This is a genomic window from Scopulibacillus cellulosilyticus (genome assembly GCF_042665295.1).
Taxonomy (GTDB): Bacteria; Bacillota; Bacilli; order Bacillales; family Sporolactobacillaceae; genus Scopulibacillus_A; species Scopulibacillus_A cellulosilyticus.
In genome coordinates, this window is record NZ_JBHTCO010000019.1 from 136,441 (window position 1) to 151,425 (window position 14,985).

The 14,985-nt window shown below is 38.7% G+C and carries 16 protein-coding genes and 1 riboswitch; of the genes, 3 read left to right on the plus strand and 13 right to left on the minus strand.

The genetic code is table 11. The features are described 5' to 3' along the window. Nucleotides 1-109: 109 nt before the first annotated feature. Complete coding sequence (mntR, locus tag ACFQRG_RS14950) at nucleotides 110-535, minus strand: transcriptional regulator MntR (protein ID WP_380967397.1); 426 nt, start codon at nucleotides 533-535, stop codon at nucleotides 110-112. 135 nt (nucleotides 536-670) lie between these two features. Then, nucleotides 671-3,235: a vitamin B12-dependent ribonucleotide reductase gene (locus tag ACFQRG_RS14955; RefSeq protein WP_380967398.1), complete on the minus strand. Its 2,565-nt coding sequence runs from the start codon at nucleotides 3,233-3,235 to the stop codon at nucleotides 671-673. A 515-nt stretch (nucleotides 3,236-3,750) separates the two neighbouring features. Here ACFQRG_RS14955 and ACFQRG_RS14960 point away from each other — a divergent pair. Further along, complete coding sequence (locus ACFQRG_RS14960) at nucleotides 3,751-4,134, plus strand: rhodanese-like domain-containing protein (protein WP_380967401.1); 384 nt, start codon at nucleotides 3,751-3,753, stop codon at nucleotides 4,132-4,134. Between the two features lie 31 nt (nucleotides 4,135-4,165). Here the strand turns inward: ACFQRG_RS14960 and gcvPB are convergent, their stop codons facing one another. From gcvPB to gcvT, 3 genes are read right to left on the minus strand one after another with little or no spacing between them, the layout of a single operon-like run. Beyond that, entirely contained in the window at nucleotides 4,166-5,638 is a 1,473-nt protein-coding gene (gcvPB, locus tag ACFQRG_RS14965; protein ID WP_380967403.1) for an aminomethyl-transferring glycine dehydrogenase subunit GcvPB, read from the minus strand. Continuing rightward, nucleotides 5,631-6,986, minus strand: a complete 1,356-nt coding sequence (gene gcvPA, locus ACFQRG_RS14970; RefSeq protein WP_380967405.1) for an aminomethyl-transferring glycine dehydrogenase subunit GcvPA — start codon at nucleotides 6,984-6,986, stop codon at nucleotides 5,631-5,633. The genes gcvPB and gcvPA overlap by 8 nt, the downstream gene beginning before the upstream one ends. Nucleotides 6,987-7,001: 15 nt before the next feature. Further along, on the minus strand, nucleotides 7,002-8,096 hold the full coding sequence (gene gcvT, locus ACFQRG_RS14975; protein WP_380967407.1) for a glycine cleavage system aminomethyltransferase GcvT: 1,095 nt from the start codon (nucleotides 8,094-8,096) through the stop codon (nucleotides 7,002-7,004). A 242-nt stretch (nucleotides 8,097-8,338) separates the two neighbouring features. Then, nucleotides 8,339-8,444: riboswitch (glycine riboswitch) on the minus strand. Between the two features lie 127 nt (nucleotides 8,445-8,571). Between gcvT and ACFQRG_RS14980 the strand changes: the two genes are divergently transcribed. Next, nucleotides 8,572-10,251 carry a DEAD/DEAH box helicase gene (locus ACFQRG_RS14980; RefSeq protein WP_380967409.1) on the plus strand — a complete coding sequence of 560 codons (1,680 nt, stop codon included), beginning with the start codon at nucleotides 8,572-8,574 and terminating at the stop codon, nucleotides 10,249-10,251. Then, nucleotides 10,229-11,029, plus strand: a complete 801-nt coding sequence (locus tag ACFQRG_RS14985; RefSeq protein WP_380967410.1) for a YqhG family protein — start codon at nucleotides 10,229-10,231, stop codon at nucleotides 11,027-11,029. The genes ACFQRG_RS14980 and ACFQRG_RS14985 overlap by 23 nt, the downstream gene beginning before the upstream one ends. A gap of 153 nt (nucleotides 11,030-11,182) precedes the next feature. On the opposite strand, the gene moaA is transcribed toward ACFQRG_RS14985, so the two are convergent. The 8 genes from moaA to comGC form a co-directional block, all read right to left on the minus strand. Next, on the minus strand, nucleotides 11,183-12,205 hold the full coding sequence (moaA, locus tag ACFQRG_RS14990; protein WP_380967412.1) for a GTP 3',8-cyclase MoaA: 1,023 nt from the start codon (nucleotides 12,203-12,205) through the stop codon (nucleotides 11,183-11,185). Nucleotides 12,206-12,384: 179 nt separating this feature from the next. After that, on the minus strand, nucleotides 12,385-12,591 hold the full coding sequence (locus ACFQRG_RS14995; RefSeq protein ID WP_380967414.1) for a YqzE family protein: 207 nt from the start codon (nucleotides 12,589-12,591) through the stop codon (nucleotides 12,385-12,387). 8 nt (nucleotides 12,592-12,599) lie between these two features. Further along, nucleotides 12,600-13,130, minus strand: coding sequence for a shikimate kinase (locus ACFQRG_RS15000; RefSeq protein WP_380967416.1), 531 nt, complete (start codon nucleotides 13,128-13,130; stop codon nucleotides 12,600-12,602). Further along, nucleotides 13,127-13,498: a competence type IV pilus minor pilin ComGG gene (gene comGG, locus ACFQRG_RS15005; protein ID WP_380967418.1), complete on the minus strand. Its 372-nt coding sequence runs from the start codon at nucleotides 13,496-13,498 to the stop codon at nucleotides 13,127-13,129. Before comGG ends, ACFQRG_RS15000 begins: the two co-directional genes overlap by 4 nt. Next, nucleotides 13,495-13,926, minus strand: a complete 432-nt coding sequence (gene comGF, locus ACFQRG_RS15010; RefSeq protein ID WP_380967420.1) for a competence type IV pilus minor pilin ComGF — start codon at nucleotides 13,924-13,926, stop codon at nucleotides 13,495-13,497. The genes comGG and comGF overlap by 4 nt, the downstream gene beginning before the upstream one ends. Then, the gene (locus ACFQRG_RS15015; RefSeq protein WP_380967422.1) at nucleotides 13,923-14,255 is read right to left on the minus strand and encodes a hypothetical protein; all 333 of its coding nucleotides are present in this window, start codon (nucleotides 14,253-14,255) and stop codon (nucleotides 13,923-13,925) included. Before ACFQRG_RS15015 ends, comGF begins: the two co-directional genes overlap by 4 nt. Then, nucleotides 14,239-14,667 (minus strand): competence type IV pilus minor pilin ComGD, encoded by a 429-nt coding sequence (gene comGD / locus ACFQRG_RS15020; protein ID WP_380967425.1) that lies wholly within the window; start codon nucleotides 14,665-14,667, stop codon nucleotides 14,239-14,241. The genes ACFQRG_RS15015 and comGD overlap by 17 nt, the downstream gene beginning before the upstream one ends. Beyond that, the gene (gene comGC / locus ACFQRG_RS15025; protein WP_380967428.1) at nucleotides 14,664-14,984 is read right to left on the minus strand and encodes a competence type IV pilus major pilin ComGC; all 321 of its coding nucleotides are present in this window, start codon (nucleotides 14,982-14,984) and stop codon (nucleotides 14,664-14,666) included. The genes comGD and comGC overlap by 4 nt, the downstream gene beginning before the upstream one ends. Nucleotide 14,985: the final 1 nt, after the last annotated feature.

Here is a 14,985-nt window from a genome sequence, read left to right on the forward strand (position 1 = left end):
TCCCCTCTTACTTTAGATATTTAGTTTTATTTCGGCTGGAATAGACCAAAAAATAAAACTCGCCGGACGAGTTTTAAAAACAGTTATTTTTTAATCATTAAGTTGTTTATTATATGTCTTCATTCTGTTGCTGAATATCTCTCAATTGTTCAACACGGGACGGGTCATCTTGAAAAAACTGGACAAGATCGCCTATCCGGTCAATAGCGTCCCAACTCAAATGATGTTCGATACCTTCGACATCTTCGTATATATTCTCTTGACTAACGCCTATGACTTTAAGAAATCCTTCTAATAATTCATGGCGGTCAACAAGACGTTTACCTAATTTCTCACCCTTTGATGATAAGATAAAGCCTCGATATTTTTCATATATTAGATAGTTATCCTTATCGAGCTTCTGGACCATTTTTGTCACTGAAGAGGGGTGGACTTCTAGGGCTTCGGCGATATCCGATACCCTGGCATAACCCTTATCCTGAATCAATAAATATATACGTTCTATATAATCTTCCATACTCGGTGTCGGCGGCATGTGGTCCCCCCCTAACATTGTCGCCAATTTACTTTTCAATAAAATCTTACTATACATCTTTTTGAAAAACAAGCGCAATAAGTGCCGTTGTCACGAAAATAAAAGATTGGACATCGTCCAACCTTTTTAAATTAATTATAAGCCGCATTTTAATTGGGCATTACAATTTGTACATGTATTGCAGCCGCCGATTTCTTCTACTTTTCCTTTGCGGCAAACCGGGCATGTATCGCCGACTTCTGAACCATATGTGACATTTGTTTTATCAAGTTGTGTAATGGTATCCACAAGCACAACCTTTTTGCTTTTTGGTTTATCCTCAGGTTCAACAACTTCATCATCAAAGCTGTTTTCTTCTGCTTTTAGTGTTAACACTTGAGAATCGCGGCTGCCGTCAACATAAACCGTACCGCCTTTGGCACCGCCTTTATAAAGGCGTTCATATACCGCTTCTACTTGATCAACCGTATATCCTTTTGGTGCATTTACAGTTTTGCTGATAGAGCTGTCCACCCAGCGCTGTATGACACATTGTGTGTCAGCATGGGCTTCAGGCGTTAATTCCATGGCTGTAATAAACCAGTGAGGTAAATGATTTTCATCGGCTTCAGGATGAGCATCCAGATATTCTTTGACAATATCCGCTTTAACTTCGATAAATTTACCTAAACGTCCGCTCCGGAAATACGAAAATGAGAAATATGGTTCCAGGCCTGTTGACACACCTACCATTGTTCCCGTTGAACCTGTTGGTGCAACAGTAAGGAGATGGGAATTCCTGATACCGTATTTTAAGATATCTTGTCTAATTGTTTCAGGCAGTTTTTTAACATAACCTGTTTCTGTAAACTTTTTCCTCAGTTGTTCTGTTTCTTCGTCTGTTTCGCCGACTAAATATGGGAAGCTGCCTTTTTCTTTAGCTAATTCTATCGATGTTTCGTAGGCAGTGGTTGCAATCGTTTCAAATATTTTATCAACAAGTTTATTGCCTTCTGCTGAGCCGTATTCAGTTTCACAATAAATAAGTAAGTCATGAAGTCCCATAACCCCTAAGCCGACACGGCGTTCACCAAGGGCTTGCTTACGGTTTTCTTCGAGGAAATATGGTGTCGCATCTATGACATTGTCCTGAATTCTAACACCCGTTGCCACTGTTTTTCTCAGCTTTTCAAAATTAACCGTTTTGTCTTTTTTATTGGCCATTTCTGCCAAATTAACAGCCGCAAGATTACATACTGAGTAAGGAGCTAAAGGCTGTTCACCGCAAGGGTTAGTCGCAACGACTTTTTGGCCGTATGCCTTAGCATTAGTCATATCATTAGCGTTATCTATAAAGAAAATGCCAGGTTCGGCTGAGTATGTTGCACAAACATTAATTAAATTCCATAATTCTCTTGCTCTGATCTTACGGTAAGTTCGAATCGCATATCCGCGGGCTTCCCATTCTCTAACATCTCCGCATAAATGCCATTCATTATTATAAATCTCCATTTCCTCCGGAGAATAATGCTCAACATCCGGGAATCGCAATGAAAAATCTTCATCTTTTTCAACGGCTTCCATAAAATCCCGGGTTAAGCAAATAGAAATGTTGGCGCCTGTCAGAAAATCTGGGTTATTAACCGTATAATTACCGCCAACCGCTAACTTATCTTCAGCCTCTTTAATGACTTTAGGGTCAAAACCGCCAAGTCCCGGAATGTATTTGTAGTTGACAATCCCCTGGTACATTGCTTTTTCCGTTTCCGTCAGCGGTGTGAAGTTTAACTTTTCCCTGGCAGCCTTTTTAATTTGCTCATCGCCGCTTGTCTCGAGAAGATAACGGAGAATCCGCGGATTTTGCATCTTGGAAATAATAAATTCAACGATATCAGGATGCGAGTCACTAAGCATAATCATTTGAGCGCCGCGCCTTGAGCCGCCCTGTTCAACAAGATGTGTGAGCTTGGCAATATCGTCGAGCCATGAGACCGATCCCGAGGATTTGCCATTAACACCGCGGGCTAATGTATTTCTTGGTCTTAAGGTTGAACCGTTTGTACCGACACCGCCGCCGCGGCTCATAATCTCCATTACTTTTTTACGATGTTCAGCAATACCTTCCCTTGAATCTTTAACATAAGGCATCACATAGCAGTTAAAATATGTGACATTGGTATTCGCTCCCGCACCGTATAAAACACGGCCGGCCGGAACAAAATTCATATTCACCAATTCATGATAAAAACGTTCAAATGACGCCTTGCGCTTTTCTTCCGTTTCTTCTACATCAGATAAACCCTTTGCGTTTCTTTTAGCGATTTGTTCATAATAAACTTCCAAAGGTTTATCAATAATGTCAAGGGATCTGGTAATCAGACCCGTTTCGCGCTCCGATTCATCCTCAAGCACCTGGCGATATTCTTCATTGATTAAAATGTCAGCCTTGTTAGAAGCCCAATCTATAGATTGAATAAACCCTAATCCTCTGGCAGGAAATTTCGGATCAGGTTTGACGGTTAAAACAACAAAGTCACCATTTCTCAGTGTCCTTTTTTCTGTATCCTTAAAAGCATATCTATCGAGCATCACCAACCGGGAGACGCCGCTGTGAGTGATTTTCATATCATCTGTAATTGGAAAAACTTGAGGAAATTCTTTAATGTCCTCATTCAATTGGTTTTTATTAATCACCATATGATCGGATAATACCGTGCTCATATTCATCCTCCTTAGACATTTAAAAACCCGTAATGGAAAGACTTTGTCGATCCTTGCTGCGTTCATATTATGTACTATGATTATTTTACCCTTTTTCCAAAAAGGACACAACATATTGTGTTTAATATCCGCACATTCACACTACATATTGTATATTCAATATTATTTATGAGCAAATGTCAATTTCAAAAACCGTCAAAACCCGGCGATTTTTGAAGTGTAAACGAGTAATTAAAAAGAGAACATCATATTTGAATAATTTTGTACGTTGATTTTTTTATCAAGTTTAGAAGTGCCGAAAGCAAAATCAGCCTGTCCATTATCACATCATTTTGTTTAAAATGCAACGGGATTGCTCCAGCCAACTTTTTACTTTTATAAGTATAATTTTTTGGAAAACATGCTTAATTACTTTCTTATATATTTAAAAAATGACTGTAAAAAGTTATAATAAAAGATGTTGACCTTAAATCGGATTATCAAAAATGAGATTTATATAAAAGGAGAATGTGTAAATGTGGCAATGGATCATCCTTCTGGCTATTATCGTTATCTTTATTATCGTAACCTTAGTCAGATCTCTCTATCAACGAACATATTTAAAAACTCTTTCAGAAGAAGAATTTCGTTCGGGTTATCGGAAAGCACAGCTTATTGATGTAAGAGAGCCTAATGAGTTTGAAAACGGGCATATTTTAGGTGCTAGAAACATTCCCCTTACACAGCTTAAGATGCGTAAATCAGAAATCCGCAAGGACAAGCCCATTTATCTATATTGCCAAAACAGCATGAGAAGTGCACGGGCAGCCGCCGCACTTAAAAAAATGGGCTGCAAAGACATCAGTATGCTGAAAGGCGGATTTAAGAAATGGTCAGGTAAAGTTAAAAGCACTAAATAAAAAAAAAGCAAGCCCGCCGGGCTTGCTTTTTTTATACTTCCTGTTTCGGTCTTTCGTAACGAAGAACCGGCTGCCTTGCCGCCCGGGTTTCATCAAGACGGCCGACAACTGTATGATGAGGTGCTTCTTGAACGATTTCCGGATTTTCTTCGACTTCACGAACAATCTGAATTAATGTGTCAACAAATTCATCAAGCGTTTCTTTAGATTCTGTTTCGGTTGGTTCAATCATAAGACATTCGTCAACGATTGTTGGAAAATAAATGGTTGGCGGATGGTAGCCAAAATCCAGCATACGCTTAGCCATATCCAATGTCCTTGCACCTTGTTTTTTCTGACGTTTGCCGGAGAGGACAAATTCATGTTTACAATGTTGATCAAATGGCAGATCAAAATACGGTTCCAGTCTTCTCATTAAATAGTTGGCATTTAATACGGCATCTTTAGAGACCTGAGCAAGACCTATAGGCCCCATTGTACGGATATATGAGTACGCTCTGACATTAATGCCGAAGTTTCCGTAGAACGGCTTAACGCGGCCGATAGACTCCGGACGATCATAATCAAACGTATATAGATCGTCTTTTTTAACAAGGACAGGTTTTGGTAAAAATTTCACAAGCTCTTGTTTAACGCCGACCGGTCCAGATCCGGGTCCGCCGCCGCCGTGCGGTCCGGTAAACGTCTTATGAAGATTAAGGTGGACAACATCAAATCCCATATCTCCCGGTCTTGTCACACCCATAATTGCATTCATATTGGCACCATCATAATACAGCTTACCGCCTGCCTCATGAACGATTGCCGCTACTTCCAGAATATCTTTTTCAAACAAACCAAGCGTATTTGGATTAGTCAGCATTAACGCCGCTGTATTTTCATCAACAACACGTTTTAAGTCCTCAAGGTCAACCAGACCCTGTTCGTTCGATTTAACTGTCACTGTTTCAAAACCGGCTACCGTGGCAGAGGCAGGGTTTGTACCGTGAGCGGAATCCGGAACAATCACTTTTGTTCGATTAAAGTCGCCATTAGACTCATGGTACGCCCGAATAATGCTCAATCCTGTCCATTCACCATGGGCGCCTGCAGCCGGCTGCAGAGTGACCTCATCCATACCGGTAATTTCGGAGAGGTTCTGTTGGAGGCGATACATCATCTCTAAAGCACCTTGAACAGTTTCCTCATCTTGATAAGGATGAATATGGCTTAACCCCGGCATACGGGCAATGACTTCATTTACTTTAGGATTATACTTCATTGTGCATGAGCCAAGGGGATAGAAGCCTGAATCTACGCCATGGTTCCGTTTAGACAATGCAGTATAATGCCTCATAATCTGTAACTCAGATACTTCCGGCCAATCAGGTGATTCATCACGAATATAATCATCTTGAATAAATTCATGAACATCTGCAGCTGGTACATCGAGTTCAGGCAAACTATATCCAACACGTCCTGGTCTTGTATATTCAAAGATTAATGGCTGATCTTGTTTATTCATGAACGAGCCCCCCTAACACGTCTGCAAAGCGGTCAATTTCCTCTTTAGTCCGTTGTTCCGTTACGGCAATCAGCATATGGCCGTTAAATTTTTCATCGTCGCGGCCAAGATCGTATCCGCCGATAAAGCCGGACTCTAATAAGCGGCGATTAATGTCTTTAACAGGCTTGCCGCAATTAATAACAAATTCATTAAAGAAGGAAGGTTTAGATAATACATCTACGTTGTTCAATCTTAATTGTTCAGCTGCATAGTGAGCTTTTTGTATATTTTGATGAGCAATTTCATGGATGCCCTGCTTGCCTAACGCTGTCATGGCAACAGATGATGCCAGGGCATTTAAAGCCTGGTTTGAACAAATATTTGATGTCGCTTTATCGCGGCGGATATGCTGCTCGCGGGCTTGAAGCGTTAATACATAACCCCTTCTTCCCTCTTCATCAACTGTTTCACCGACTAAACGTCCAGGAATTTTACGCATATACTTACTTGTTGTTGCAAAATAGCCGCAATGCGGGCCCCCGAAAGATGAAGGAATACCCAATACTTGACAATCGCCCACAACGATATCAGCATTAAATTTGCCGGGAGGGGTTAATAGGCCTAATGACAACGGATTGCTTGATACAATAAACATCGTTTTCTTACCTTGTCTTGCTGCCTGCTCTATTTCTTTCAAAGATTCAACTTGACCATAGAAATTAGGGTATTGAACAATAACAGATGCAGTATCATCGTCCACCATTGTCTTAAGGACGTCTAAATCTGTCTTACCGTCTTTAACAGGCACCTCAACAATTTCAATATTCGGTCCTTTAGCATATGTTTCCAATACTTGCCGCGCTTCAGGATGAACGGCACCGGAAACAATGATTTTCTTTTTGCGTGTAACACCGGCGCTTAACATAGCCGCTTCAGCAAGCGAGGTTGGACCGTCGTACATTGAAGAGTTAGCTACTTCCATGCCCGTTAATTCACAAATTAATGTTTGAAATTCGAAAATGGCTTGCAGTTCGCCTTGAGATATTTCCGGCTGGTATGGTGTATAAGCTGTATAAAATTCAGAACGTGAAATAACATGGTCAACAATAGATGGAATATAATGATCGTATACACCAGCCCCAAGAAAAGAAGGCGTCTCCTTAGTATTAACATTTTTCTTAGCCAGATTAGTCATAAATTGGAGAAGTTCCGGTTCAGATAAAGCCTTCTCTACTTTCAAATCCCCTTTAAAGCGTACTTTTTCAGGTACATCTGAAAACAATTCATCGACGGATGCTGCGCCGATGGTACCCAGCATTTCACGGCGGTCTTGATCTGTCATTGGTAGATATCGAAACGTTGTCATGGTGTCGCCTCCCTATTAGCCTCTCTTATAAAATGGTGATTTTACAACTTTAGCTTTACGGCGTTTACCGCGAATATCAACTTCACACTCAGTGCCAAGCTCAGTATAAGCTGCATCAATCAGAGCTAAGCCTAAGTTTTTCTTTAATGTTGGTGATTGCGTCCCGGTGGTCACTTCGCCGATTTTCTTATCCCCGGCAAAAACTTCATAATGTGTTCTTGGAATAGCTTTATCGATCATTTCTATCCCCACAAGTTTACGGGCGGGACCATCTTCTCTTTGTTTTTTTAATGCTTCTTTTCCAATAAAATCAGCTTCCTTTTTCGTTTTTACAGCAAAGCCGATGCCTGCTTCAATCGGTGAAATATCTTTAGAAAGCTCTTGGCCGTAAAGAGCCAGTTTAGCTTCAAATCTTAACGTATCACGGGCGCCTAAACCGCAAGGAAGAAGTCCTTCATCCTTTCCGGCTTCAAGAATCGCTTCCCATAATCCCGGCGCGCTATCCCATGGACAGTAGATTTCAAATCCATCTTCACCGGTATAGCCGGTTCTGGATACTAAACTGTTAACACTATTAATTGAAATTTCTTTGAATTTAAAAGGTCCAATTGTACTAAGGTCAAATTCTGCGAGTGTTTGTAAAATTTGTTCTGCTTTCGGTCCTTGAATCGCAAGCTGAGCGACTTCATCAGAAATATTATTAATTTCTACATCGCCTTTTTGATGTGATTTAATCCAGTCAAAATCTTTATCTGTATTAGCTGCATTAACAACCAGGAGGAAATTATCATGCCCTTTTTTATAAACAATGAGATCATCTACAGTTCCGCCGTCTTCATAACACATGGCATTATATTGGGCAGAGCCTTCCGTCATCTTAGAAACATCATTAGTAACCATATATTGTATAAAATTTTCCGCGTCTTTCCCGGTGATTTCTATTTCTCCCATATGGGAAACATCAAATAAACCCGCTTTTGTTCTAACAGCTTCATGCTCTTCTTTAATACTTGAAAATTGAACCGGAAGATCCCAACCGCCAAAGTCAACAAGCTTAGCCCCTTGGCTTTTGTAAATTTCATACATTGGTGTCTTTTTTCCTTCAGTCATGTCATCCCCTCCAATTAATAAAGAAAGCTTGATATTCTTACGAGCCGGCTGGCAATGAATATCTAAATGATGTTTGTACATTCATTCTTAAAAAGCTAAAGTTTCAGAAAGTACAAAAAAGGACAAAGAAACACAATCCTCTTGTGTTCCTCTGTCCTTAAACCTGAAAGTTTTATTCCAAACCGGCATTATAGCCGAAATGGTTTCCCCGTTGGTGGCTCAAAGAGCACTCTCCAGAGGTGCGTCTAACAAGAGTCTTTTTGCCTGAGAGATTCACAAATATTTGCTTGCTCCTTCGGCGCCTGCTGCATAAAACTTAAAGCAGCGGGTCTCTCCCCTTGTTGTCATTCGCTTAAATATTCATTTTTTAACTTGAACTTATATGTCTATATCATATTGATCATACTACAAGTATTATCCTAACTTTTTTCATCAATTTTTGCAATGTTTAATTTAGGATGAAAGGAAGGGCATCATGATTCCAGAAATAGTTTTTAATCGCTCTTGGCATGAAGAATTTCTATCAAAAATTGACGCTGACGGCCCATGGGCGCATTGGGATATGTACAAGCTTGCTTATGAAGCGGAAAAGCAGCTGATAGTTCCGTCTTTTCATGGATTAATCGCACCTGAGCAGCTTCCCAACCTAAAGCTGCTTCCACACCAAGTTGAGACTGCTCAAACTGTTATAGAAGATATGCATGGCAAAGCGATACTCGCTGACGAGGTAGGACTCGGGAAAACCATTGAAGCAGGGCTCATTATGAAAGAATATATGATCCGGGGACTCGTTAAAAAAATACTGATACTCGTACCGGCATCCTTAGTTTTACAATGGTCAAATGAATTAAACAGTAAATTTTATATTCCGGCTGTCCCTCAAAGAAAGTCTTATGTATGGGAACAGTGCGATGTTGTTATATCATCCATTGATACCGCGAAACGGAGTCCGCACAAAGAAATTATCTTAAAACAAAACTATGATCTTATCGTTATTGATGAAGCTCATAAACTTAAAAATCATAAAACGAAAAATTATCAATTTGTACAGTCTTTAAAAAAGAAATTTTGTTTATTATTAACTGCAACACCTGTTCAAAACCGCTTGGATGAACTATTCTATCTTGTTTCATTATTAAAACCAGGTTACTTAGGCAGCGCCGACACATTTGCACAAGATTACCGTTCCGGGAAAAATGATGTTAAAAATGAGGGGAAATTGCGAGATTTAATTAATCAAGTGATGGTAAGAAACCGCCGTCAGGACACAAAGATGGACTGGCCAAAGAGAATTGTTGAGTCAGTAGAAGTTCCCTTGTCTATTGAAGAACGTGACTTATATGATTCGCTTAACCTATTAAAAGATTCGTCTCAAATTCAAGGATTCTCATTATTAACATTACAAAGAGAGGCATGCTCAAGCCGTGAAGCTGTCTATATGACATTGAAAAAGATGTTAGAAAAAGCGGAGGAACAGAGCGCATTATCAGATTTCATTCAGCCTATTATGGAGAAAGTTCAACTCATTAATAAAAATTCTAAAGCTGAAAAAGCATTAGAAATCATAAAAAAAATTAATGATAAAGTTATTATTTTTACAGAATACAGGGCCACCCAACTTTATCTTCAATGGTTCCTGAAACAGCATGGTATCTCATCGGTCCCTTTCCGGGGCGGATTTAAAAGAGGTAAAAAAGACTGGATGAAAACACTTTTTCAAAACCAGGCACAAGTTCTGATTGCAACTGAAGCCGGCGGCGAAGGAATTAACTTACAGTTTTGTCATCATATTATTAATTATGATTTACCTTGGAATCCTATGCGAATAGAGCAGCGCATCGGCAGAATCCACCGTCTTGGCCAAGAAAACGATGTCCATATTTATAACTTTGCTACTAAGGATACTGTCGAAGAACACATTTTACAGTTATTGTATGATAAAATCAATCTATTTGAAAATGTGATTGGCGAGCTTGATGATATTTTGGCACGTCTGAATATCAAAAATCTTGATAAGCAGATAGCAGCTATTTTTGAAGAATCAGAATCAGCTGGCGAAATAAAAATTAAGATGGATAATTTAACGAGCGTTATCAACTCAGAGCGGGAGCAGATTGAGGAGGACAGCGAAAATGCAGCAAGCGGCTATTCATAATTTTCTTGAGCATTTTTTTATTGCAAATGAATGTGAATTTCTTGAAAATAAAGACGGCCTGTTAAAAGTAAAATTAACCGTCGCTCTTGATAAGCTTTTAATGAATCGATCTTTTTATTGGCATTATATTGAAAAAATCGGCGGGGTACCTGAAACAACGACACTTACTTTAAAAACGGCTCCATCTGAAGAAAAGGATGGGGAATTGATTCATTTTGGCTCACCGCGGTTACATCAAATTTTCCGTGCGGCCAAACAATTAGCTCCATATATTAGGCTGTACCAGGAAACAGGCAGTGAAGGGAATTTCACACCCTTAGTACCTTGGCTTGGCATTAATTTTAAAATTAGTTATCAATGTGATTTAAAAAAAGATGATTTATTATCACTCGGCCTCCATCTAATGAACGGGACGATTGCTACACATTTTCATGAACAACTTTTACAAATGCCTTTAACGCCAAAAATTCCTGATTATTGCTATACTTTAACTCCGATGATAAAACCAATCAGCGGTTTAAAGCGTCTGGAGCATTTTATAGAGCAAAAGATTCAAAACGATGACCACCAATGGGCTGATAATGCCAGAATACGCTGGCAAAAAGACCAAAGCTTATTGGATCAATTCTATGAAGATCAAACAAATGAAGAAGCCCCGGATACCTATGTAAAAGAAAAAGAAGCATTAAAAGAACAGTATGAACCAAAAGTAAATGTTCAAATTATTAACGGGGGCCTCTTCTATTTAGACAAGTCGAGTTTCCTTCATACTACTTAAAAAAGACGTACCGATTGGCAAGCATTAAAACGCGTAGACAAGGAAGCAACTGGTTAAAAAGGCTTCTGCACAGCTTTGCAACAATAGAATAGGTGTCGGCGCAGAAGCACCTTAGCAACACTTCCATTTTAAAGAAGTTACTTTAAATAAGCTTTAGCCGCCAATGTAAGACATTTCAATTTTTCTTTTTTTTGCGGGTTGTATATTTTTCCGCTCTTCAGAGTATTGATCCGACCGATGCAGCCAAACTTCTTTAATACGATCCAATAACATCTCATCGGATTCGCCGTTCCGCATCGGGTTTCTTAAACTTGTACCTTGCGAAGCGAACAAACAAGTATAAATAGATCCATCAGCGGACAAACGTGCTCTTGTACAGCTTGAACAGAATGCATCAGAAATTGAAGAGATAATGCCGAATTCATCACCTGTTTCTTTTATTCGAAATCTTGTTGCCACCTCGCCAAAATAGTGTTGATCTAAAACTTCAACTGTAAAATGGCGCTTAATCAGATCCAAAATATCTTTTTTAGCAAAAACTTGTCTTAATGACCAGTCATTTGAATTACCGACATCCATAAATTCAATAAAACGCAGAACGTGACCGGACCCGCTGAAATGTTCAATCATTTTGATAATTTCATCATCGTTAACACTTTTTTTCACCATCATATTAATTTTAACCTCAAGACCCGCTTCTTCTGCCGCCTGAATACCGGCTAACACTGGACCAACCCCGATACCCTGCCCGTTAATGCTTCCAAAACGTTCATTATCTAATGAGTCAAGGCTGACTGTCACCCGCTTAAGTCCAGCCTTTTTCAGCTCCTTTGCCTTCTTGGGAAGCAGAGTTCCATTTGTCGTTAAAGCGATATCCTCAATACCATTAATCCTGGATAATCCCGAAATGATTTCGTTTAAATTTTTTCTTAACAATGGTTCCCCGCCTGTAATACGAATCTTTTTCACACCCAGTTGAGCAAACAGCTTCGATAAGCGAACGATTTCATTATTGGTCAGCAGCTGACTTTTATTTAAAAATGGATAATTTTTATCAAAAACTTCTTTCGGCATACAATAAGTACAACGAAAATTACATCGGTCCGTCACCGATATACGTAAATCCCGAAGCGGCCGTTGCAGAGTGTCCGTTAATAAAGATTGAATCTTTTCCATTTTAACCACCCCTTTATCCCGGTGGAACTAACCATCAGCGGGAATAAAAGAAGCCCCGCTGATGGAAGTTTCACATTAATGTAATCATAACATGTCAGTAAAAGAATGAATATGAATAAGCTTGTTTCAATTGAATATTTATTTAGAATATAAAATAAAACGGGCGATACCCGCCCGTTTTATTTTTTTCTGTTTTTTGCTATACGATTTTTAGCTGATTGAAAATAATGGGAACAGGCATTTGGAATTAATCCAAACAGTTCATTCTTAAGCGGTTTTCGATATTGTCTTCTTTCCTGCCTCATATTTTTTCTGACAGTTCTCGGCTGTTCCATATATTGAACGAACTGCTCAGTTAAAAATTTCACATAATCATTAGATTTCATAGTATCACCTATCTATGTTGTACCCAAGATGCCGTATGTCTATTCAAAAAATTTGTTAATTCGGTGACAATTGAATCTACACTTTTCATCGTTGTATTAACTGTGTAATCAGCTTCTAAATAATACGGAAGACGGCGATCAAGCATATGAATCACTGACTCTTCTTGATTATTTTTAAGAAGCGGACGGGTTGTATTGCCTTGTAATCGTCTTAAAATTATTTTAGGATCACAATGTAAATAAATCGTTATACCGTTTTCTTTCATAAAACGGCGGTTTTCTTGATTAATAATCATTCCGCCTCCCGTTGTGATAATAACGTGTTTGAAAGATAATTTCCTAAGGATACGGCTTTCATATTCTCGAAAGCGCGCTTCTCCTTCTTCCTTAAAAATATCAGAAATTTTTTTTCGACATACTTGTTCTATCATTTCATCTGTATCTATAACGGTCATAGACAATTCTTCGCCAAGTTTTTTACCGACAGTAGTTTTGCCAGCTCCCATAAAACCGGTTAAATAAATTGTTTCACCTTTCATAACCCTTCCACCCACTTTACAATCTGACTCTGCTTAACATCAAAATAAAATATCTGTTTTTGTTTTGTTGTATTTTTTTGCATCGATAACGTAACCTCTATCACATTTTCATTCACTTTTTTCGTTTGGTAATCAACATTGCCTATTTCGTAATGCATGCTGCCATCCTTTGGAAAATCCTTTTCCTTTATTTTTGCCAAAATATCTGTTTTGGCTAATTGGCTTAATTCACCGAATTCAAACAGGCTGAGCCGCTCTCTGAGAAAATCACGATCCATTTGACAGGCAATAATCATATGAAGAAGAAAAAATGTAAAAATGGATACGATAATGACAGTCAGCGGTAAAATAAACCCATTTTGTTTCATTTTTTACTCTCCGGTTTGATAATCAGCGAAGCAGCCCAATGATTTTCATGACCTTGCAGATCCTTAACCGTCATTTTCACCATATCTTTTTCACAAAGAAAACTGACATCAGATAATTGTTGAAGAACAATGTCATAACCTTTTCCTTCAACCTGACGATAAATCCGTTGGCCTGATCGGTTATAGGCAACCAGTTCACTATCTTTTGTCAGGTAAAGTTTGTTTTGTTTGCATTCTAATGATGAGGATTGATGAACCTCTGATGTGACTTGGTGAAAGAAAGTGTAGACTTCTTTACTGTTAGCCGTTAATGGATCAGATCCTTTTTCAACACTTGTCATGATTAATGTTAACATAAAAGCAGCCACTCCTAACGTACTTATTGCCAGCATCATTGATAAAAGTGTAAAACCTTTTTGGTTGTTCATCTTTTTGCCTCTGCGCATTGTTTTAATTCTCGTCCATTGCTGCCTTTCCATTGCACACACAATTTTATATGATTCTTTTCAATTAAACTTGAGCTAAGATGAAAAAGCTGACCATGATCCTCAATTTGTTTGGGAGGATCGGCTTTATCTTGCTGCCACTCTATTAGTTGTTCATTCAAAATGCTAATAGCCCAGTGGGTTTCACTAATAGTCATTTTTTCTGTATAAACGCGGCAGGCTATAGGAAAAAGAGCCAATACCGCTGTAACGGTAATTAACAGGGCATACATTGCCTCCATCAGGAAGATGCCGCTATTGTTTTTCAACATAATATCTGCCCTGCCCTAATAAAAATACCAGTTTATATTGCCTTAGGCCCAGTTTAATAAAAACAGTGCCTGTCTTTTGAATATGTCCGTTACTTAAAAAGGTCACTTTTTTCCCTTGAGTCCCTTTTTCAATTTCAATGTCATTGTCAAAGTGAAAACTATCAATATAGTCTCCGCCTTCTTGAATCCTTACGAGATGATTCTGATCGTCAAATAGAACTTCTACAGTTTTCCCCTCTGCCATTGCTGTCATTTGTGCGTGATGCAGTGCATCCTTTAATTGTTTTACAAAATAATCAAGCGTTTGCGTTTGATTGACTGATGCGAATTTAACAAAAGAGATCGGGATAATGATAAAAGCTATCGATGCTACAATGAGCGTTTCGATTAAAGTGAAGCCGTCTTGATTCATGATTTTTTATCGGCCTCCGTAACTTTTCCATCACTATTTAAAACAAGTTTACCCCCGTCCGGACATGTGACACTGTCAACATAACCTTCCGTTTTCAAATCTTCCAGATTAGTCAAATTAGTATTATGATCCATATTATAAGCGGCAACTTGTCCATTAACTAACTTAATGGTTGCTTGACAGCTTTTTGATTCAACAATTTTATTGCTTTTCAGCATACTTGGCACCGCAATTAACAATAATATAGAAATGATCATCAGTACGATCATCATTTCAATTAGGGTAAAACCATCCTGACTTTGTTTAATCCATTTCATT